The organism is Cupriavidus sp. 01L45 (assembly GCF_056399885.1).
Window position 1 is genome coordinate 32,012 of the sequence record NZ_JBFTSG010000036.1, and the last position, 21,692, is coordinate 53,703.

General features: G+C 65.7%; 17 protein-coding genes. 6 read left to right on the forward strand and 11 right to left on the reverse strand.

Features of this window, described 5'->3' with window-relative positions; translation table 11 throughout:
- Positions 1-174: 174 nt before the first annotated feature.
- The 3 genes from AC1DT6_RS23560 to AC1DT6_RS23570 form a co-directional block, all read right to left on the reverse strand.
- A complete protein-coding gene (locus tag AC1DT6_RS23560) occupies positions 175-1,002 on the reverse strand; it encodes a phosphate/phosphite/phosphonate ABC transporter substrate-binding protein (protein ID WP_441631333.1) in 828 nt (275 codons plus the stop codon).
- Between the two features lie 17 nt (positions 1,003-1,019).
- On the reverse strand, positions 1,020-2,042 hold the full coding sequence (locus AC1DT6_RS23565) for a fatty acid desaturase (protein ID WP_441631331.1): 1,023 nt from the start codon (positions 2,040-2,042) through the stop codon (positions 1,020-1,022).
- Positions 2,043-2,536: 494 nt separating this feature from the next.
- On the reverse strand, positions 2,537-3,112 hold the full coding sequence (locus AC1DT6_RS23570; protein ID WP_441631329.1) for a low affinity iron permease family protein: 576 nt from the start codon (positions 3,110-3,112) through the stop codon (positions 2,537-2,539).
- Positions 3,113-3,451: 339 nt separating this feature from the next.
- Between AC1DT6_RS23570 and AC1DT6_RS23575 the strand changes: the two genes are divergently transcribed.
- The 4 genes from AC1DT6_RS23575 (at position 3,452) to AC1DT6_RS23590 (ending at position 5,160) form a co-directional block, all read left to right on the forward strand.
- A complete protein-coding gene (locus AC1DT6_RS23575) occupies positions 3,452-3,904 on the forward strand; it encodes an Ohr family peroxiredoxin (protein WP_441631327.1) in 453 nt (150 codons plus the stop codon).
- An 86-nt stretch (positions 3,905-3,990) separates the two neighbouring features.
- Positions 3,991-4,227, forward strand: coding sequence for a hypothetical protein (locus tag AC1DT6_RS23580; protein WP_441631325.1), 237 nt, complete (start codon positions 3,991-3,993; stop codon positions 4,225-4,227).
- A gap of 173 nt (positions 4,228-4,400) precedes the next feature.
- Positions 4,401-4,859 (forward strand): MarR family winged helix-turn-helix transcriptional regulator, encoded by a 459-nt coding sequence (locus AC1DT6_RS23585; protein ID WP_441631323.1) that lies wholly within the window; start codon positions 4,401-4,403, stop codon positions 4,857-4,859.
- 22 nt (positions 4,860-4,881) lie between these two features.
- Positions 4,882-5,160 carry a hypothetical protein gene (locus AC1DT6_RS23590; RefSeq protein WP_441631322.1) on the forward strand — a complete coding sequence of 93 codons (279 nt, stop codon included), beginning with the start codon at positions 4,882-4,884 and terminating at the stop codon, positions 5,158-5,160.
- Positions 5,161-5,266: 106 nt separating this feature from the next.
- On the opposite strand, the gene AC1DT6_RS23595 is transcribed toward AC1DT6_RS23590, so the two are convergent.
- From AC1DT6_RS23595 to AC1DT6_RS23610, 4 genes are all read right to left on the reverse strand, one after another.
- Positions 5,267-6,289: a Bug family tripartite tricarboxylate transporter substrate binding protein gene (locus tag AC1DT6_RS23595; protein ID WP_441631320.1), complete on the reverse strand. Its 1,023-nt coding sequence runs from the start codon at positions 6,287-6,289 to the stop codon at positions 5,267-5,269.
- Positions 6,290-6,336: 47 nt separating this feature from the next.
- The gene (locus AC1DT6_RS23600) at positions 6,337-8,808 is read right to left on the reverse strand and encodes a CaiB/BaiF CoA-transferase family protein (RefSeq protein ID WP_441631349.1); all 2,472 of its coding nucleotides are present in this window, start codon (positions 8,806-8,808) and stop codon (positions 6,337-6,339) included.
- Positions 8,809-8,834: 26 nt separating this feature from the next.
- Positions 8,835-12,152: an acetyl-CoA carboxylase family protein gene (locus tag AC1DT6_RS23605; protein ID WP_477114943.1), complete on the reverse strand. Its 3,318-nt coding sequence runs from the start codon at positions 12,150-12,152 to the stop codon at positions 8,835-8,837.
- Positions 12,153-12,385: 233 nt separating this feature from the next.
- The gene (locus AC1DT6_RS23610) at positions 12,386-13,933 is read right to left on the reverse strand and encodes an acyl-CoA carboxylase subunit beta (protein ID WP_441631316.1); all 1,548 of its coding nucleotides are present in this window, start codon (positions 13,931-13,933) and stop codon (positions 12,386-12,388) included.
- Between the two features lie 178 nt (positions 13,934-14,111).
- Here AC1DT6_RS23610 and AC1DT6_RS23615 point away from each other — a divergent pair, with 178 nt between their 5' ends.
- The gene (locus AC1DT6_RS23615; protein WP_441631314.1) at positions 14,112-15,857 is read left to right on the forward strand and encodes a sigma-54 interaction domain-containing protein; all 1,746 of its coding nucleotides are present in this window, start codon (positions 14,112-14,114) and stop codon (positions 15,855-15,857) included.
- A 155-nt stretch (positions 15,858-16,012) separates the two neighbouring features.
- Positions 16,013-17,431: a pyridoxal phosphate-dependent decarboxylase family protein gene (locus tag AC1DT6_RS23620; RefSeq protein ID WP_441631312.1), complete on the forward strand. Its 1,419-nt coding sequence runs from the start codon at positions 16,013-16,015 to the stop codon at positions 17,429-17,431.
- A 174-nt stretch (positions 17,432-17,605) separates the two neighbouring features.
- On the opposite strand, the gene AC1DT6_RS23625 is transcribed toward AC1DT6_RS23620, so the two are convergent.
- From AC1DT6_RS23625 to AC1DT6_RS23640, 4 genes are all read right to left on the reverse strand, one after another.
- Positions 17,606-17,881 carry a hypothetical protein gene (locus AC1DT6_RS23625; protein ID WP_441631310.1) on the reverse strand — a complete coding sequence of 92 codons (276 nt, stop codon included), beginning with the start codon at positions 17,879-17,881 and terminating at the stop codon, positions 17,606-17,608.
- A gap of 35 nt (positions 17,882-17,916) precedes the next feature.
- On the reverse strand, positions 17,917-18,960 hold the full coding sequence (locus AC1DT6_RS23630) for an EamA family transporter (RefSeq protein ID WP_441631308.1): 1,044 nt from the start codon (positions 18,958-18,960) through the stop codon (positions 17,917-17,919).
- Between the two features lie 349 nt (positions 18,961-19,309).
- On the reverse strand, positions 19,310-19,954 hold the full coding sequence (gene narL, locus AC1DT6_RS23635) for a two-component system response regulator NarL (protein WP_441631306.1): 645 nt from the start codon (positions 19,952-19,954) through the stop codon (positions 19,310-19,312).
- A 179-nt stretch (positions 19,955-20,133) separates the two neighbouring features.
- Positions 20,134-21,681 carry a histidine kinase gene (locus AC1DT6_RS23640; protein WP_441631304.1) on the reverse strand — a complete coding sequence of 516 codons (1,548 nt, stop codon included), beginning with the start codon at positions 21,679-21,681 and terminating at the stop codon, positions 20,134-20,136.
- Positions 21,682-21,692: the final 11 nt, after the last annotated feature.

Sequence of the window (21,692 nt, forward strand, 5' to 3'; positions counted from 1 at the left end):
CTGGCAAGCACCCCCGCGCTGCCGGGCAAGTCATGGGAGGCACGGCGCGATCCCGCCGCGCGCGCACGCGCCGCGTTTGCGGGTATCCCGCTGTGCGAGTACAGCTTCCCGGTGCCCTTCACCCGCGACTGACGCCCTGCGCGCGCTGGCAGACGCGGCTGCGTTGCGCCACGATCAGACCAGCCGCGCGTAGCCGGCCGCCACCGCGGCGCGGGCCATCAGCGCTACCGGCTCGTAGTGGGCCAGTCCGGTCCGCGCAATGCCGCGCAAGCGCAAGCGGCGCGCCAGTGCCGGCTCGCCGGAAAGCACTTGCGCCAGCGCCGCGCCAACACGCGCGCTAAGCGCCGGAGCGGCGTGGCGCGAAGACACCAGCGGCAGTCCGGGAGCGGCCTCGGTGCTGCCAATCTGGCGCAGCGCAACAAGACGCTCGGGCAGGTGATCGCGCGCGAACGCCAGCGTGACGCAATCGATGGCGGCGACATCCGCCGCGCCGTTGGCCACGGCGTCGAGCGATGCCAGATGCGACCCGGTGCGCACCGTGCCGGAGAAGAAGCGGCCGTCCCGCGCCAGCTGTGCCACCGCGTAGCGCAGCGCGTTCATGCCGCTGTGCGAGCCCTCGTCGTTATAGGCCACGCGCAATCCGCGGCACGCGGCGAGCGTGGCGGGCCCGTCATTGGCGCGTACCACGATGGCGCTGGTATAGCTGGCGCCATCGCAGCCCGGCGCATCGAACCGTGGCGTGCCAATGATGCGCACATGGCGCCGCAGGCCCTGCACCAGCGGATAGCCGCAGGTTTGCGAGAGCAACAGGTCCGGCCGGCGCCAGAATTTGTGCAGCGCCTCCACCGTCCCGGCGGGCTCGACGACGCTCAGCCGGAGCGGGTCGCGTTGCCGCGCGAGCAGGTCGGCCACGCGCGCGATCAGCGCCAGCCAGTCCGTATGCAGCGCGGGTGTCAGGTTATACATGGGTAGCGCGGCCACCCAGTGCTTGCGTTCGGTCATCGGCCGGTCTTCCACGTTCACCCCGTCAGTTGCGCACGGGCATCGTTGCTGGCCTGCCCGCTTCCTGTTGCAACGGGCACCGCTTCACGTACAGAACCGCGAAACAGCGGATGTACCACGGGCGCGGCCGTACGCAGCGCGAAGCGCGCCAGCCATTCGCCGTAGCCGTGTACCACGAAACCGCCGCTGCGCCGCTGGTAGTCGGCCGCGCGGCGACGATAGATATGTCCCAGCGCGAACCAGGGCACCGCAGGCAAATCATGGTGGACAAGGTGATAGTTGTTGTTGAGAAAGAGCAAGCGCCATGGCCACGCGGCCTCGTTGATCACGCTGCGGCATGCCGGCAAGGCATGGGCACGGTGCTCCTGGAACGAGCGTACCGCCGACAGCGACAGCGCCGGATAGGCCACGCCGGCCAGCATCAGCCACGGCGCGATACCGCAAATGCTGTCGAGCCAGGCCAGCAACGCGGCCAGCGCCAGCAGGTGCGCAAGCCACATCGGCAGGTCGCGCAGATCGCCGTCGCGCACCTTGCGCCCCGCGCCGGCCGCGGTCTGCGCGATGGCAAAGGCCGGGCCGATCAGCACACGTCCCGCCAATGTATTGCGACAGCGCAGCAACACCCGCCCCAACGGACCGGCCGCTTGCCAGTCGCCGGAAAGCATGAAATAGCTCTCCGGATCGGCGCCCGGATGGGTGAGATCGTCGGCCTCGTGATGGCGCAGGTGCTCGCGGCGATACAGCCCGTAGGGAAACCATACCGCCAGCGGCGCCATGCCGAACAGCGCATTGAGCCAGGCCAGCCGGGTCGGGTGGCCATGCAGCAGCTCGTGCTGCAAAGACATATACCAGGCCGTGACGAGAGCCAGCAGCGCGACAGCCAGCGGCAGGCCGATGCGCGTGGCGTTGAACGCGATGCCAAACCACGCGCTATGGACCGCCGCGATCAGCAGCCAGGTAGGCACCTCCGTTCGCCATATCCAACGGCGGGAGGCGCGCGCGATATCGGCGCATTGGATGTCATCCAGGTAGATTGCCATGGCTTCGTCATCGTCGATCGGTGGCGGGCTGGTCGGCAATCGAGGCGACGCGAACACCCAGCGCATCCCGCGCCCGGCGCTCCGGCATGTGCATGGCTCCCGGCGCGAAGGATGTCACTCCAGCTTAACGGCGCCGGAAAATAAGGGAACGAAGGAATGCCGATAAGGATATGCGGGCGCGGGGCCGGGTACCCGTTGCTGCCTACGCTTCGCATGCGGGACGTCAGGTGCCACATCCGGCACAAGGTGCACGCCAATGCCAGACACCTGCGGTTGTGCCCCAGTCCGTTCAGGCGACGAAGAAACAACCTTGCTAGCCGTCAGCGAACAGTGCCAAGGCAGATGRCACGCCACGCAACATCGGGGCCCGGATTACGACGATGCCTGCAGCCATCAGTGCATGACGCCCGCGCAGGTCGCGCGCAAGGTCGCGCATCATGGCGTTGCTTGCCGATGTCTGGCACGACAGTCTCATTGCGGGTATGGACGCCGGTTCAATGCGCAGGGATCTCGATGCCGCCGGGAGAATCGTCGCCGCTGCGCGTGGGCTGCCCACCGGGCCGCGCCGCACGGGCCCTGTACTTGGCCACGTGGTTCTCACGGGCCTCGTCCAGCGAATGGCTGCACTTGAGCCCGCCTTCCCTGTCGGCAAGCTCCGCCAGCTGGCGATAGAAGGTGACCAACTGGCGCAACTCGTCCTCATCGAGTTCCTCGATCGAGACTAGCATGTTGCTCGCTTCCTTGTGCGAGGCAAGCAACTCGTTCAGCTTCAGGTGGACGGCCACGGCGTCCTTGTTCTGGCTCTGCTGGATCAGGAAGACCATCAGGAAGGTGATGATGGTGGTGCCGGTGTTGATCACGAGCTGCCACGTTTCGGAGTAGTGGAAGACCGGACCCGTCAAAGCCCACGCCACCACGACGCCGACCGCCAGCATGAATGCCGTAGGCGAGCCCGCCTGCCTCGTGGCTGCGCCGGCAAGGCGATCAAAGACATGAAGCACGGGAGACCGGTGCCCGTGCAGTGCGGGGGCACTATCGATCCGATGCAGTGAGAATACTGGCTTGCTCATCTTCGGCTCCTTGCTGTCGGCTGCCGCCGTCGGCAACGCGCTGCGTTCATTGTATGGAGCGCGCCGCCAATGGTTCAGCGGGCGCTGTCCTACAACGCCTCCATGACCGGCTGCCCCAGATCGATCAGGGCGTAATTGTGGAGAACAAGCGACTTGGGCAAGTGCTGGGGATCGGCAGCGCTGCGCAAGCGTCGGCCCGGGCGCTTTCCCCCGCTCCGCTGCGGGCATTCGATATTTTTCCTTGACAAGGCGCGACCCATGTTCCAGTATTGTTTATATCGTATGCGATTTAAACGGATGCGATTTACATAGAACCGACAACCACCGGAGATCCATTCCATGAGCAAGATCGAAAAAGTCCTCGCCACCGGCAAGACCCACACCACGCACAGCAGCGCCGGCGTTACCTCGCGCGGCCACAACGGCACGCTGGACATCGCGCTGTCGCCTGGCGACAGCGCCACCCCGGCGCACGTGTTCCCGGCCGTCCAGCCGCACCCGACCGCGGAACAGCTGTTCGCGGGCGCCTGGTCGGCGTGCTACATCGCCGCGGTCGGCCTGGTGGCCAAGGAAATGAAGCTGGAGCTGCCGTCCGACCTGGCTGTGGATATCGAAGTCGACCTGGGCCAGACCGGCGCGGAGTACTTCCTGCAGGCACGCCTCAATCTGCGCGTGCCGGGCCTGGCGCGGGATACGGCGACGGAACTGGCCCACGCCGCCGATGCAATCTGCCCCTACTCGAAGGCAACGCGCGGCAATATCGACGTGGCGCTGAACGTATTTACTTCGTAATTCCCTGCCCTTCTCATTGCCGCAAAATAGTCGTATGCGATTTAATCGCATACGTCAACAATTCACCTGAATCAAGGATGCATACCATGAGCACGATCACCACCATCGCCCGCTACGCCGTTGTCGCAGCCGCCCTGCTGACCGCTGCCGCCGCGCAAGCCGCCGGATCGGCGCGCGACCCCTTCACCGATGGCGCCCGCTCGGTCACCAGCGCAGCCGATCCGTACACAGACGGCACGCGATCGGTACACGGCACGCGCAGCCCTTACACCGACGGCGCCCGCGGCAAGGTCGACCCTTACCTCGACGGCGCGCGCGCCTGAGACCGCGCAGCCACTCGGAGGCCAGATGGTTCGCACGATTTGCCGCCGGTCGCGGGCGCCCTCCCCTTGGGCTCGCGTGACCGCCGCGGGAAGTCATCGCACCTACGATCCAATCGCATACGATCTATAATCGACGCCTGCAATCCATCCGTCTTTGGCCAACGAGGCAGCAAATGAAATCCACCGACAAGCCCGCCGCAGACCCGACGCTCTCGGACTTCCTGTGCTTCGCGGTCTATTCCGCGAACCTCGCCTTCGGCAAGGCCTACAAGCCGATCCTTGAGCAGCTGGGGCTGACCTATACGCAATACATCACCATCGTTGCGCTATGGGAGCAGGACGACCAGACCGTCGGCAGCCTGGGCGAGAAGCTGTTCCTGGAATCGAACACCCTGACACCGATCCTGAAGAAGCTGGAGGCGATGGGCTACGTGGTGCGGCAGCGCGACCCCGAAGACGAGCGCCAGGTACGCGTCAGCCTGACCAAGGCCGGCCGCAAGCTGCGCGAACTGCGCCTGGAATCCGGCCTCGCCGGCGCAACCGGCCTGGCCCCGGACGAGTTCGCACGGATGCAGAAGGCAGTTGCGTCGCTACGCAACAACCTGATCCAGTCGGTGAAAGACAGCGAATGAACAAGCACACAGGACCCACTGCATGACCAGCAAAGCCGCCCAGTACAGCCCGATCGCCTGCGAGTTCCACGACCGCCTGGAAGACCTCGCCACCGTGCGCAGGCCCGCGCAGATCCACTATCGCGACGCCGATGGCACGCCACGGCAACGTACCGCGACCATTACCGATGTGTACAGCCGCGGTGGCGCTGAATACCTGACGCTCAGGACTGGCGAAACGCTGCGCCTGGACCAGCTCGTGGAAGTCGACGGCGAGAAGCTGGCCGACTACCAGGAAACGCGGTCACGAAGTGACGCTTGACCCCCGCCGTTTCATCTTTTGGGATCGGGCGCGCCCGATGGGGAGACCGCGCCAAAGCAGGGCCTGGCCTTCGCGACGGTCCCTCGACCCGATCCGGTAATGCGGGTCAATCCAGCGTGATTCCTTCGCGCTGGATCACAGCCCCCCAATTGGCATCCTCTTTCTCAATGCGCTTCGCGAAGTTCGCGGAGTCGATCATCACCACGTCGCCCTGCTGACCCAACGCCGCCTTTGCCTTGCCGTCATCAAGCACCCCACGGGTGATCGTATGCAGCTTTTGCACAATCTGCGGCGGCGTGCCGGCCGGCGCGAGCATGCCGATCCAGAAGGTCACGTTGAAAGGCGCGATGCCGGCTTCCTCCAAGGTGGGCACTTCGGGCAACTGTGCCATGCGCTTTGACGAACTGACGGCGAGGGGTTTCAGCTTCCCTACCTTGATTTGAGGGAGGGCGCTCCAGGTGTCAAAGGCGGTCTCCAGTTCACCACTCATCACGGCCATCTCCGCCTGCGCAGAGGACTTGTAGGGAATATGCGTGGTCTTGATCTTTGCCCGGTTGTTCAACATGGCGAAGCTGAGATGCGCAATATTGCCCGGGCCCGCCGATCCATAGCTGATTTTCCCGGGATACTGCGTGGCGAATTGCAAAAGGTCCGCTACCGAGCCGACCGAATTCTTCTGCGACCACTCCGGGTTCGTGACCAGGATGAATGGCGCCTCGAGCACTAGCGTGACCGGCGTGAAGTCTTTCGGCTTGTAGTTGCTCTTCTTGTACACCTGATGGTTGATGGTGATGCTGCTGGAGTTCGTAAGCAGCAAGGTGTACCCGTCTGGCGCAGCCCTGGCAGCCTCTGCCACGCCAATCAACCCGTTCGCTCCCGCCTTGTTGTCCACGATCACGGGCTGCCCCAGGGATTTGCTGAGGTGCTCCGACACGACGCGCGCCACGGTATCGGTGAATGACCCGGCCGGGAATGGAACGATCATCCTGATCGGCTTGTTCGGCCAGCTGGCATGCTGGGCTGCGGCCGGACCGGAAATTGCGCCAGTCAGGACGACCAGCGCAGCGACAGCCATTCTGAATCGGCCTGCGACCCTCTGGCGGCGCGACGTAAATTTGAGTTCCTTCATTCTTGTCTCCTGTTCTTGGGTAGTAGTCTTCGAAACTTTTTCTGACCTTACGCCGCCCCTTTCGAGGACTTTGGCTTCGCGGTTTTTCCTGTGATGCCCATGCGTTCCAGGTCCGCGATCTGCCCTGCGCTCAGTCCAAGCACGCGAGTCAACACCTCCTCAGTGTGTTCTCCCAGGGTCGGGGCAGCGTTGCGGATCGGCACGGGCTCGCTTCCAGTGCGAAACCAGGCGGTGCTGGCCGTGTACATGCCACTGTGGGCACGTTCGACGCCACGCCAGAATCCCCGTGCGTGCAGGTGGGCGTCCTGCAGCACCTGTGACATGGGCCGAACCACGCCCGCGGCAATGCCCGCCCGTTGCAACAGGCGCATTGCCTCTTCCGGGTCCCGGGCCTTGCACCAGGACGTGATGGCCGCGTCGATCCTGTCGTGCTGCGCGCGACGCCCTGGCGCCTGGGCAAGCCGCGCATCCGCGGCAAGGTCCTCCCTCCCGATCACACGGCACAGGGCAGGCCATTGCGCGTCAGTGACAGTCAGAACGATCCACGCGTCATCGCCTGCGCAGCGGAAACTCCCATGCGGGACGTGCATGGGATGGCGGTTACCCAGGCGAGGCGAGACCGTTCCGGAGACCGATTGCTCCAGGATGAACGGCGCAGCCATTGGCAGCATGGCCTCGACCTGTGACAGGTTGACATGTCGGCCTTCACCGGTGGCTTGCTGCACGAACAGCGCCAGCAACATTGCGGCCCCTGCATTCAAGCCGCCTATCGGATCGCCATAGGCGTACGACGTCATGGCCGGCGGTCCCTCCGGATGGCCCGTATGAAGCGGCAGGCCGCTGGCCTGCTCCAGCGTGCCGCCGTATGCGCGGGTGTTGCTCCACGCGTTTCCAAGCCCGAATGCCGGCATCGACAGCATGACCAGACGCTCGTTCACGGCTCGCAGCGCTTCGTAGTCCAAGCCCAGCTTCGGCAAGACCTCGGCAGAGTAGTTTTCGATCACCGCATCCGCGCGCGCCGCCAACTGCAGCAGCAACTGCTTTCCCTCGGGGCGCGTCAAGTCCAGGGTGATGCCCAGCTTGTTGCGGTTCATCAGGTTGAAGTTTGAATTCTTCTCGTACAGCCTGTCCCGATAGAACGCTTCAGTGAAGTTGGCGCCGCGCCACCAGTCCGGGTAGCCGGTGCTTTCGACCTTGATGATTTCCGCGCCAAGATCGGCCAGGGTTCGCGACGCCAGGGGGCCCGCCCAGCCCATCGTCAGGTCGACAACACGAATGCCCCGCAGCGGCAGTTGCTCGGCAGACGTTCGCCGGAGCTGCAGACGGGGGTGGTGATCCAGGCCGGATGTCCGGTAGAGGGCGTTATGGGCGCCCTTCGCCGGAGCCGATCCGCCCGGCAACGGCCCGGCCGCATCGAGGCGTAGCGGCACAACGGGGCCTTCGAAGGAAACTCCCCCTACTTCGACCGGGACGAATGCGTTGCGCCGCCGATGCACTTCCTGGCTGAGCAACTCCGCCATGGTGGGGACGATGACAGTCGGATGCTTCTTGTCGCCAAGGATCTCGAACCACTCCCGGGCCGTCCGCGTGAGAAACGCGGGGATGAGCAGCGCGTCGATCTCGTCCGCCCGGGCCATGCGCTCCTGGCCGTTCGCGAAACGAGGGTCGCCGGCCAGCTCGGGGCGCCCGATCGCCTCGCACAGCGCCACCCACTGAGGCAGCGTGTGCGTGAAGATTCCGATCCACCCCTCCGAGGTCTGGTAGATGCCAGCCGGATGCGTGCCGCAGAACCGGTTGACGCCGAGGCGCCGAAGCGGGTGGCGCTTGTCCGGCACCATGCCCGCTTCCATTTCGACCACGCTGAAAATGGCCTCGTGCACACTTAGCACGTATCGGCGGCTGCCTTGCGCGCGTCCGATCAGGGCCGCGACAGCGGCCGAGAATGCGGCAAGCCCGACGACGACCGCGGTCTGCACGTCGTGCGGCATGTGGGGCGGCCCCTCCACCGGGCCGCTCCCATGCACGGCGCCAGCGAGGCCTCGGCACACAGCTTCCGCGCCCGCATACTGACTGTAGGGCCCGCTCTCACCGAACCAGGTGAGCGCCACCTCGATCGGCTCGTGCCCTTGCCGCTCGGCTGTATTGCCGGACCAGACAGGCCTGGCAAGGATGACCGGACCCTCGGTCAGCGCGCGGGCATCCAGGACCACATCGCAGGTTCGCGCGAGCTGGGCCAGCCAGGCACTGTCCTCGGCGCTTCCGGCATCCGCAGTGACGCTGCGCTTGCTGGTATTCAGCCAGGCAAAGAGCGCGCTTTCCGGCTGCGCGGCACCAGGAATGCAGACCATGGGCGGCATCTGCCGCCAGGCGTCGCCCGCCGGACTCTCCACCTTGATCACTTCGGCGCCGAAGTCAGAGAACAACTTGCCCGCGTACGCAAGCGCCGGACCGGTGCCGACCTCCAGTACGCGCAGCCCATTCAACGCCAGTTGCGCCGCGTCAGGACCATTCTTCATCATGGAACCCTCTTGTGTATGCATGGCGATCACCAGGCATCGATGAACGAGCGGCGCTCCCTGCGGCTTCGAACGCCGGCGGATGCGATACCCTGGACAATCCATTTCCGTGTCTGGGCAGGGTCAATCACGGCATCAATTTCCACGGCAGCGGCCGTGTTGATCGCGTGGCCACGCTCATAGGRCTGTGCAACCAGCTTTTCGAACAGCGCTTTACGCTCGGCCCCGTCCGGAACGGCTTCGAGCTCCTTCTTGAAGCCCAGCCTGACGGCGCCTTCCAGACCCATCGGACCGAACTCGCCGGTCGGCCACGAGATGGTGAAGCTCGCTGACCGGAAGCCACCACCCGCCATTGCCATGGCGCCCAGGCCATAGCCTTTGCGCAGCGTAACGGCCAGCAATGCGACGCGCAGCTTGGCCGCCGTGAGGAACATGCGCGACACATGCCGCACCTGGGCGTGTGCCTCGACGTCCGGCCCGACCATGAACCCGGGGGTGTCGATCAGCGAAATGATCGGCAGCCCGTGCGCATCGCACAGCTGCATGAAGCGCGCCGCCTTGTCGGCGGCATCCGCATCGATGGCGCCCCCGAGGTGATATGGGTTGTTGGCCATGATGCCCACGGGTTGCCCTTCCACGCGGGCAAGCGCCGTGTGGATGCCCGCACCGAAGCCGCTGCGCAGCATCAGCACACTGCCGATGTCCGCGATCCCCTCGATGGCTTTCCGGGTGTCGTACACGCGTAACCGGTTCTCGGGTACGACGTGACGCAAGTCCAGGGAATCCGGTGCGCTCCAGTGCGCCACGCGCCCCTGGAACATGGACAGGTAGTGCTTCGCCACCTGCACGGCTTCCGCCTCGTTCTCAACCAGGACATCGACCACGCCATTGGCAAATTGCACCGAAGCCGGACCAACGTCCTCGGGGCTGAAGACCCCGAGGCCGCCACCCTCGATCATCGCCGGTCCTGCCATGCCGATGTTCGCGGACCGGTCAGCAATGATGACGTCGCAACAGCCCAGGAAGGCCGCATTACCGGCAAAGCAGCGCCCCGAAACGATGCCGACTACCGGGACATTCCCGTTGAGATCGGCAAACGCGGCAAACGACGGCTGATACAGGCCGGACACCGAAGGAAAGTCCACGTCGCCGGGCCGCCCGCCACCGCCTTCGGCGAACAGCAAGAGAGGGAGTTCATCACGCAGCGCAACCTCGACGATGCGATCGGTCTTGATATGGTTGCGCTTGCCTTGCGTACCCGCCAGCACCGTGGCGTCATAGGCCATCACCGCACTGCGCGCCCGGTCGTGACCGACAAGTCCTCCGTTGATGTTGCCGATGCCGGTGATCAGTCCATCCGCGGGGGTGTTGGCAATGAGGTCCTGCTGGCTGCGCCGGGAGGCCTGCGCCGCAAGCGCCAGCGCGCCATACTCCACGAAGGTATCCGGGTCGCACAGGTCCGCGACATTCTCACGGGCCGTGCGCTGTCCGCGCGAACGGCGCTTCGCTACCGCGTCGGGACGCGCGGCGTCATCCAGGTACGCATGCCGGTCCAGCACGCGCTGGAGGTCCGCACGGATCGCATGGGGGTCGACCTTCTGGGCGGCATCCACGGATACGCCATCGGCCTCGACCTGCTCGAGCACGATCAGGATCTGGCCTTCGGCTGCCAGCGCTCCCTTCTCCAGTCGCAGGTCGACCACGCGGCCGCCACATTCCGCCGCGATCGCGTGCTCCATCTTCATGGCGTCGAGCACCGCGACCGTCTGCCCCGGCTTGACGATATCGTCCACCTGCACCGAGATCTCCACCACCCGGCCTGTCAGCGGAGCGCGGATCGCCACCAACCCTTCGTCCACCTCCTCCTCAATATCGGGGGACCGTGGCGCATGCGCAGCCGGCGGGCGGCCCGCGCCCGCGAAGAGCGCCTCCTGCGCACGCTCGGCATCCGCAATGGCCTCCGCCGAGGCCATCAGCTCCGGCAGTATCGCTTCGAAGTGCCGTGTGTGTACGTGTTGCGTGAGGAAGTCGTCGCGCTGCGCGAGGGCCCGCAGCAGGTTGAGGTTGGTCGGCACCCCCACGATCCGGAACTCCGCAAGACTACGCTGCAGACGCCGCACCGCGACCTCGAACCCGGGCGCCGCGCTGCTCACGATCAGCTTTGCCAGCAAGGTGTCGAAGTTGGGCGACGGCGCATAGCCGGTGTAGCCGTGGGAGTCGACGCGAACGTCAGGACCCGAAGGCGGGTCGAAGCGCTCCAGGCGACCGTGAGCCGGGCGTGCCAGGCCCTGCGCGTCGGTCATTTCCGCGTTGACGCGAACCTGGATGGCGTATCCCCTGGGTTGCGGCGGCGAAGCGGGATCCAGGCCAAGATCACTTAAGGACCGCCCCGCTGCCAGCCCGATCTGCAGCGCGACAAGATCGACCCCGGTGACTTGCTCGGTGATGGTGTGCTCGACCTGCAAGCGGGGATTGGCCTCGATGAAGACAAAGTCCTTCTGCTCGCCGGTCCCGGTTTCCTCGACCAGGAACTCGAAGGTGCCCAGGCTCTGGTAGTTGACGCGGCGTGCCAGCCTTAGCGCGGCCTTGATGATCTGCTCGCGCAGCTGCGGCCTGAGTACCGGGCTGGGGGCGATMTCCACCAGTTTCTGGAAGCGGCGCTGCAAGGTGCAGTCTCGCTCGCCGAGGGCGATCACCTGGGCTCCGTCGCCGGCAATCTGCACTTCGATATGGCGCGCCCGGCTGACCAGCCGCTCGGCGTACAGCGCGTCAACGCCAAACGCGGAGCTCGCCTCCGACCGGCAGCGCGCGTAGGCTTCCGCCAGGTCCTCGCGCCGCCGGACCACGCGCATGCCACGGCCGCCTCCGCCGCCGACGGCCTTGATGACCACGCCGGCATCGCCTTGCGCATCAAAGAAGCTGGTGATTTCCTCGAGAGATGCGCCGCCTCGCGTTGCGGGCATGACGGGAACGTCGCTCTCCGCCGCCAGCCGCAGCGCCCTCCCCTTGTCACCGAAGAGCGCAAGGTGCTCGACCGTCGGGCCGACGAACCGGATCCCGGCGTCAATACACGCCTGGGCGAAATCAGCCCGCTCGCTCAGGAAACCATAGCCGGGGTGGACGGCGTCGCAACCGGATTCCTTCGCTGCGGCGATGATCCCCGCAATGTTGATGTAGGCCGACGGGCCCGCCCCATCGAGGGGACGCGCCTCGTCAGCCAGCATGCGGTGCCGCGCGCTAAGGTCGTCTTGCGAATAGACCGCGACTGTGCCGATATCCAGGTCGCGCGCAGCGCGCAGGACGCGCAACGCAATCTCTCCTCGATTGGCGATCAACAGTTTTTTCAATTCAGTCTCCTCATTCAAACTTCGATGTCAGTGCCGAGCCAGCAGGCCGGTCATACCGCCGGCAGGAAGCGGCAAGATGATGGTCATTGGCTTGCGCGGCCAATTGCCCCGTGCTCGCGCCGCGATTGCGGCCACGGCGGCGGGTGTTGGGTTGCGAGCGAGCATGCRCGGGCGTTGCCGGCGCCTGGTCAGTCGTCTCCATTGTTGTGATCGAGAATCCGGAGAAGCGGCGCTCAAGGCCGGATGCCAAATCGGCTGATGCCGGCTTCGCGCAGCGGTGCCGCCAGATCGGCGAACTCGCACAGCAGCGTGCGGGTATCGCGCGGATCGATGATGTCTTCGATGACGAACGCCTCGGCGCTGCGGAACGGCGAGGTCAGGCTGCGCACGCGCTGCTCGATCTCGGCGCGCTTCTGCACGGGATCGTCGGCGCCTTCGATCTCGGCCTTGTAGGCGACTTCGAGTCCGCCTTCGATCGCCAGCGAGCCCCAGTTGGCCGATGGCCAGGCATAGCGGAAGTTGAACCGCCCCATGTGCTGGTGGCCGGCTGCCGGCACGCCGTACGCGCGGCGCAGGATGACCGAGCACCACGGCACGGTCGCCTGGTAGACCGCGGCCAGCGCGCGCACGCCGTAACGCATGGTCCCTGCCTTCTCGGTCTCCAGGCCGACCTGGAAGCCGGCGATATCGACCAGGTTGACCACGGGCAGGTGGAAGGCCTGCGCCATGTCGACAAAGCGGGTGAATTTCTCCGCGGTGTCGCTGTCCCAGCCGCCGCCATAGAAGCACGGATCGCTGGCGACGACGGCCACCGGCCACCCGGCCAGCCGGGCCAGGCCCGTGACGATGGCGCAGCCCCAGTGCCTGCCGAGCTCGAAAAAGGAATCGGCATCCACCAGCGCCTGCACGATCGGGCGTATCTTGTAGACGGCACGGCTGTCCCGCGGAATGGCTGACAGCAGCCATTCGTCGCGGCGCGCCGGATCGTCGGCCGACTCGGTCCGCGGCGGCAGTTCGTAGACCGAGGGCGGCAGGTAGGACAGGAAACGGCGTGCGCACTCGAAGGCCTCTTGCTCGGTGGCGACCTCATCGTCCACCACGCCGTTGCGGGTATGGATGTGGCTGCCGCCCAGCTCGTTCTTGGTCAGCTTCTGGCCGACGCGTGCCAGCACAGGCGGGCCTGCGTTGAACAGTTGCGCGGTTTCCCTGACCATCACCGAATAGTGGCTGGCGGCCACACGCGCCGCGCCCATGCCCGCCACCGATCCCAGTGCCAGGGACACCACCGGCACCACGGACATGTTCTCCACCACGTGCTCCCAGACCTTCATGGTGGGGATCAGGGTGTGGCCCTTGATCTCGATATTGCGCACCGAGCCGCCACCGCCGGTGCCGTCCACCAGCCGGACCATCGGCAGGCGCAGGTCGTGCGCCATCTTCTCGGCGTGGATCAGCTTGTCCCCCACTGCGCCATCGTTGGCGCCGCCGCGCACGGTGAAGTCGTCCCCCACCAGCACCACCGGGCGCCCGCCGATGCGCGCCCGGCCCATGACCAGGTTCGACGGGACCAGATCCACCAGCCGCCCGTTACTGTCATAGCGGCCACTGCCGCTCAGCCCGCCGACCTCGCGGAACGACCCCGGGTCGGCGATCCCGGTGATGCGCTCGCGCACGGAAAGCTTGCCGGCCGCCTTGTGGCGCTCTACTTTGTCTTCGCCACCCATGCGGGCGGCGAGCCGCCGCCGGTAGTCCAGTTCGTCGATTTCAGGCTGCCAGGTCACAGCTTGTCTCCCGTTGATGCCGGCGGAATATGTATTGGCGTTAGTAACGCACTATCCATGCCAACCTGAAGACACTTGCATGGCCCTTGATTTCATTGAAGAATTTCCCGGGCATGGCTATCATGTCCGCCACAACGACAGAATGTGTCCGCACTGAGGACACCCATGGAGACGGCCTGTGTCCTCAACAACAACACCACGGTCAGCAGCCGAAACCGTCGCGCTTGGTGCCCTGGTGCGTTTGCGCGATGGCGGCCGGGTGGCGGCGGTCGGCGCCTGTGCCGACCCCGCCATTGCGGACGCGGCGGAATCCGCCTGCGACCGTGCAACGGACCTGGCCGACGGGCGCAGGCTTTTTCCCGTTGAGGCCGGCGCTCACCGCTACATCGGGCTGTGCCTGGAAGACAGTCGCCATCAACTGATCCTTCTGCACCGCGCCGACACAAAGGCGGTGCTGCTTGACTTCCTTGGCACTGTCCCCTTTGCGGGTGCGATCCTCGACCACTTCCTGACTGGCCCATACCAAGCCATTACCGTGGTCGACCAGGATGGCCGGGTACGCTTTATCAGCCCCGTGCACGAGAGATTCCTGGGCCTGGACGCCGGCGCAGGCATTGGCCGCCCCGCGGCGAACGTCATCCCGAACTCACGGCTGCCGCAGGTGGTGGCGAGCGGGAAAGCCGAGATCGGGCAGTTGCAGCAGATGAACGGCATCGCCCGCGTGGTCAACCGCATCCCCATCCGCCAGGACGGCAAAGTGGTTGGGGCCATCGGCCAGATCATGTTCAAGGGGCCGGAAGCCATTGTGCGCATGCACAACGAGTTATCCGAGTTGCGCTCGCAGGTGGCGCGTTACCAGCGCGAGCTGGATGGCCTGCGGGAAGGCCCGTCGATCCCTGGCCTGATCGGTGAAAGCGCGCCGATGCAGCGCCTGCGCCGGGAGATCCAGACCGTGGCACGCCTTGATGTGCCGGTGCTGATCCTGGGCGAAAGCGGCACCGGCAAGGAACTGGTGGCCCGCGGCATTCACGTGACCGGGCGGGAGCCGGTCAACGAACGGCCGTTGGTCAGCCTCAACCTGGCGGCCCTGCCCGCCACGCTGATCGAGTCCGAACTGTTCGGCCATGCGCCCGGCGCCTTCACCGGAAGCCAGCGCCAGGGGCAGGCCGGCAAGCTCGAACTGGCGGCCGGTGGCACCGTTTTCCTCGACGAAGTGGCGGACATCCCGATGGAGATGCAGGTCAAGCTGCTGCGGGTGCTGGAGGACCACATGGTCGAACGCCTGGGCAGCCGCCGCGCGCAGCGGGTGGACTTCCGCCTGATCTCTGCCACCAATCGCGATATCCCCTCGCTCATCGACGCCGGGCGCTTCCGCCTTGACCTGTACTACCGGCTTAGCGGCGTGGTGCTGCGCATTCCGGCCCTGCGGCAGCGGCGCGAGGATATTCCCGCCCTGCTGCAGCATTTTGTTGGCGCTTTCTGCGAGCGCAACAACGTGCCCGTGCCCAGGATAGATCACGAGGTGGCGCGGCACCTTGCCGGCCAGCCCTGGCCTGGCAATGTGCGCCAGTTGCGCCAGCGCATCGAGGAGGCGCTGGTGTTCTGCGACGGCCGCACGCTGGGCGTCGCGGATTTTGCACGTGGGGAATCGGCGCGCGAGTCAGTGAGCATGGAAAGTCAGCTCGGCGTGCATCCGCTGGCGCAAGCGTATCCGCACGAGGATAGCGAAGCGGGCGGGCCGCCATCCCCCTCACCCACTGCCTGGTCATCCAGCGAGCCCACGGCGGGCATGAGCGAGCTCGCCTATGCCGCCGTGGTTGACGCCATCGCGCGCCACAACGGCAACAAGAAGCGCGCCGCCGAGCAATTGCGGATCTCCCGCTCCCACCTGTACAAGCTCCTGGAGCGTGGGCCGGGTGGCTAACCACTCCGGTTCGCGCACCCGCCCGGCGCACGCTGTTTGCGGTGCATGGCTGGCCTCGCATGACGCGGGTCAGTTGACAGTCCCGGATTCACGACGATTTCATGTAGCATCCTTTTACGAATTGGATCGGGATAACTTCGGGGGAGAAGGCTGGCATGTCGCACAGGCAAACCAAGGAACTCGACGTACTGAAGCGCGCCGCCGAGGCAGCCGAGCGATTCAGGGAAGCGGTCGCGACACAGCCTCCCGCCGCTTCGTACGCGGCATGCCGCCAGGCATGGGACAGCCCCACTCCCGAAGCCGGCACGCCTGCGGCGCAGACGATCGATGCCTTGCGCGCGCTGGCGGAGCCCGGGTTACAGCCCACCACAGGGCCGCGTTTTTTCGGCTGGGTGGTGGGTGCCTCGCATCCGGTCGGTGTGGCCGCCGACTGGCTCACCAGTGCCTGGGGCCAGAATTGCGCCAACCACCAAGGCTCGCCATCCGCCGCGGCGGCGGAAGACGTCGCTGCCAGGTGGCTGCTCGACATCCTGCGCTTGCCTGCCAGCGCTTCCGTCGGCTTTGTGACGGGCGCGACCATGGCGAACTTCACTTGTCTGGCCGCCGCGCGCACCCATGTCTTGCAAAAGGCCGGCTGGGATGTGGAGGCGCAGGGACTGTGCGGCGCCCCTGAAATCCACGTGCTGATCGGCGACGAAGCACATACCACCGTCTTTGCCGCGCTGCGGCTGCTAGGGTTCGGGCGGGATCGCATCAAGCGCGTGCCGAGCGGCCGCGACGGCGCCATGCTGGCGGAGCCCTTCCGTGCCGCGCTGGCAGCCTGCGAGGGCCCCGCCATCGTGATCGCGCAGGCCGGCCAGATCAATACCGGTGCGTTCGACCCGGTGCAGGAAATGCTGGCGGATATCCGCGCACGCGGTGCGTGGCTGCATGTGGATGGCGCCTTCGGCCTGTGGGCCAGGGCTTGCCCCGAGACGGCGGCGCTCGCCGCCGGTCTCGAAGCCGCGGACTCCTGGGCGACCGACGGGCACAAATGGCTGCAGACCCCGTATGACAGCGGCTATGCCATCGTCGCGCACCCGGACGCCCATCGGCGTGCGCTGACGGCCGCCGCCAGCTACCTGCCCCACGCGGCCGGCGATGAGCGCGACCCGTCGCAATACGTGCCGGAACTCTCCCGCCGCGCGCGCGGCTTCGCCACCTGGGCCATGCTCCGCCACCTTGGCCGCGCGGGCATCGCCGACATGGTGGCGCGCCATTGCAGGCTGGCGCGCCGCATGGCTGAGCGGCTGGAGGAGGAAGCGGGCATCACCGTGCTGAACCGGGTATCGCTCAACCAGGTTATCGTCAGCTTCGGTGCGGGACAGGACGATGCCACCGCCGATCGCCTGACCCGGCATGTGGTGGCTCGCGTGCAATCGGCAGGCGACTGCTATGTCGGCGGCGCCTGCTGGAAGGGCCGCGAAGTCATGCGCCTGTCGGTCATCTCCTGGCCTACCGGGGACGACGACATCGATCGCGCGGCGGACAGCATCGTCGAGGCCTGGCGGTATGTTGCCAGGCTCGATCCCTGACGATTCAGCGGTTCAGGGCACTAGATCTTGGTAACAAAGGTCCGCGCGTGATACAGCGCGGTCAGGCTGAGCGCCGTTATCACAACGATCGCGATCACGTCCGCGCCCGGATAGCCCCAAAAATCCGACATGGCAGTCTCCCAGTTGAGTTGTCGATGGTCCGCGGTGCGGGCCTTAAAGCAATCCGGTATCCAGCATCCGCTGGCGGCCGAAGTCGCTCAGCCGGAAGCGGAATCGCATCTTGTCGGCGTAAGCATCGAATTTCTCCTCGACGCTGGTCACCAGCCCGCCCGAGTACAGGTCCGTCAGGATAACGCGCACGGAGCCAATCCAGTATGGCCCTTGCTTGCCGTACTCCTCGCAGACCGACGCCGCGATATCGCTGTCCCACATGCCGTCGGTACCGGCGATCTGCTGCAGGATGAAGCCCTTGATATGCACTTTCGCCACTTGTCATCTCCGGTTCGGGGAAAATACCGCCTCGCTTACAGCGAGCGGACCACTTCGAGGACATCGCTCTTCTCCGTGTACATCAGGAAGGCGCCCGACACCACCATCGCGAGTCCCAGCAGGAAATTCCACGCCGGAAACTGCAGGGTGAAGGCAGCCAGGAATACCACCGCGAACGCGCCGTACAGCGCGGCAATGGCCTGCCCCCGGCCCACGCCGATGAGCGGGAAAGACTTGTACCAGGACACATAGCAGAAGCCGAAGGTGATGCCCGCCAGCAGCAGCCATGTGATGGCCTTGAGATTCCAGGTCTGGATGATCAGGTGGATGACATCGACATCGCCGAACAGCGCCAGCGCCGGCAGAACCAGGCACAGCCAGTAGATGGATTCCGCGGTGAAACGCACGGTGATGCCGCAATCCGGATCGGTGACATCGAGCGCGCGGCCCGCCAGCGCGCCCTCCACGCCCCAGCCGATCGCCGCCATCGCGCCGCCGAGGTAGCCCAACCATGACGTGTGCCGGGTTGACGCGCCGGAGAGTTCGCCCAGGATGCCCGGCGCATAGATAGCGATACCGCCGCCGACGATCACCAGGATGCCGAGCGCGGCACGCATCGTGATTTTCTCGTTGTACCAGATGCGTGCGATGCTGGCGCCGATGATCGGGTAAAGCAGTCCGGCGATGGCGGCGAACACCGCGCCCACATAGCCCATGGCAAGGAAGGAGCCGAAGATCGCCATCGGCCCGCCGAATATCGCGGCGGCGAAGTACCACTTGGAGATGCGCCGCACGCGCACCAGCGTGCGGCCGAAGTCCTGGAATTTGCCCAGCACGATCAGCCACAGGAACAGGAAGAGCAATACCGAGAAGGCGTTGAACGTGGTAATGACCGCCGCCGCGGTCAGGAACTGGCGGGGGTTCGCCATATCCATGGTGGCGAACGGCGCCTCCTTCCAGACCGCAGCGCCAGGTACATACCACGCGCCCCACAAGACCGCGCACCATAGCGCCCAGATAAAGCCCCAACGGATACTGCGGGCACGGAATGCCACCTTCGCTTGGCCGACGGTTGTCATGGATCCTCCTGTGGTAAGCGCGTCGGGATGCGCGCCTGTCTCCTGCTTTTTGTCTTCTTTGTCTTCAAGTCATCGGGAAGACATAGGCAGGATTATTGGAAGGCGGAGGCAGGACAGACAATAATCCAAAGGGGAGATACCTACAAAGAGGCATGAGGGCGGGGAGTTCCGGGGTGGAAATCTCGCCGAGGTGGGGTGGCATCTGGCGCCCTTGCGACCTTTGACCTTCTTGCCCACGTCGTATCCCTGGCCTGCCCCCCGGGGCGAGATACGGCGGTGCAACGCTGCCGCCAGCTGGGCCAACTACGTACAGCCGCGTCAGCCGCTAAAGCACGAAGACCCCGCCCACTCAATGCCGCTTCTGATGCTCATGACGCCAAACCACGGCCTCCAGCCGCGAATGCAAATTGAGCTTGGAAAGCACATGTTTAACATGCACCTTGACCGTCCCCACGCTAATCCCCAATTGYCGGGCAATCGTCTTGTTACACAATCCCTCGGCCAGAAAATCCAGCACCTCCGATTCCCGGGAAGTCAGGTCAGCCTGCGCGGCAGGAACCCGTTGATTCGTCGCCACCACCTGCATCAAACTACCAGTAACCGACTCACTCAACACCGAGGCTCCATTAGCAGCCCTGCGCAGGCAATCACACAAGTCCTCCGGCTCCATATCCTTGAGCAAATAGCCATGCGCTCCGGCCCGCAGCGCCGACACGACATCGCGATCGTTATCCGATACCGTCAGCATGATAAATCGCGCATCCACCTGCTTCTCCCGCAACGCGCCGATCGTCTCGATGCCGCTCATGCCCGGCATATTGAGGTCAATCAGAATCACATTGGGTTGCATGCGCACGGCCATCTCAACGCCCTCCGCGCCGGAGGCGGCCTCGCCGACCACGCGAAAATCCTTATCCATGCCGATGAGTTGCGCCAGGCCTTTGCGGAACAGGGCGTGATCGTCGATGAGCAGCACCGTATTGCTCGTCTCCATGGCCAGTTGTCTCCGTTTCATTTTTTTTCTGCGCGGCCACGGCGGTCTGTACTTCGTCCCGCCTCGGGCCGTATCGTCGCCTGTATCGGCGGCTGCTATTTGCAGGGGTAGCGGAAATGTTACACGGCATCCAGCAACGATGGCGCGTCGTTCAGGGTTTCCCCCATTGCACGCCGTTCCTACCAGTCGGGCTGCCCCACCGGGCGAAAGCGCACCGCAACGCAACATCCGCCGCCCGGCCGGGGTGTGATGGCCAGGGCACCGTCAAGGCTCAAGGCCCGCTCCCGCATGATGGCGGTGCCATACTGGTTGCGCGCATCCGCCGCAGGCTCGAAGCCAAGCCCGTCATCCTCGATGGTGATCGCCATCGCGCCATTCTCCGCGGGCAGCAACCGGACAGTAGCCTGCGAGGCCCCCGCGTGGCGCACGACATTGGAGAGGGCTTCGCGCACGATCTGCACGATATGGAATTCTTCGTTGGCGGTCAGCCGGCAGTGCTTTAGCCGGTTGTCCAGCGTCATGGCCACGCTGCTGCGGGCGCCGTACTCTTCCAGGGCCTCTTCCAGCGCGGCGGAAAGGCCTTGCGAATTGATCTGCGTGCGGAATGTCGTGATCAGTTCACGCAGCTTGCGGTAGGCGCCATTCAATCCGTCGCGCAGCTCTTCCGCCGTCGATACCAGTTCTTCGCGCCCGTCGCCCCGCTCCGACAGGGTCTGCAGCCGGCTGACCTGGATCTTCATATACGACAGCGATTGCGCCAGCGAGTCGTGCAACTCGCGTGCCATCGCCGCGCGCTCCTCGATCAGCGCCACCCGCCTCCCCTCCTGCATGCGCCGGAAACCGCCGATGGCCAGCGCCAGATGCCTGCCGACCGCTTCGCCGATCTGGCTGCCTTGCGACTGGCATTCCCGCACCGTCCCGAACACGAGGAACAGGTGGCCGTAGCGCACCTTGCCGTCGCTGATTGGCACCGCCATCCCTGCCTCGCCATCCTGCGCCGGTGCGCCATGCTCGGACATATCGAACAGCATATGCGGGCCGGCCACCACCAGCGTGCGCACGCGCTCCACCTGTGCCCAGCCGAGTTCGCCCACGTGCACCACGGCCGGCAGTTGCAGCGCTTCGCTGGTCTCGTCATCGAGGCAGATGCCGCATGCCCGCGCCGCCAGGCTATCGGCCACCGCGCCGCAGACATTGCGCAAGGCTTGCGGGCCAAGCGATTCGCCCGACAGCGCTGTCATGACCTGGTCGAGCAGGGTCAGCCAGCGGTCCTGCGGGTGGGCATCGGCCGCATTCGCCGCACCCATGCCGGCCCGCGCCTCGCCCGCATAGCGCCGCAGCCGCAGGCCAACCAGCAAGCCGCCGGCGGCAACGATCAGCAAGGCAATGCGCACCGCGATATCGACCCGCAGGTGGCGCTGCAGCGCCTCCGATACATCGACGGCAGCCTGCTCGAGCAGCGGCATGGCGCCCGTCACCGTCCCTGACGCGCCCGGCTGTTCCACCTCGGCGAGCGCGGAGCCGAACGGCGGGTCGGCCAGCAATGCCCGCGCTTCCACCAGCCATTGCCGTGCTTCGCCATTGGCTTCGTTGCCGCGCGCGAAACCGCTGCCGCGCTGCCGCAATTCGGCCGCCTTGGTCATGAACCGCACCGCCTCGCTGGACCACGCAGCCGTCAGCACGGGCTGCACCATCAGTGCCAGCGCGGCCAGCGCGGCGACCGTCATCACCACCATCC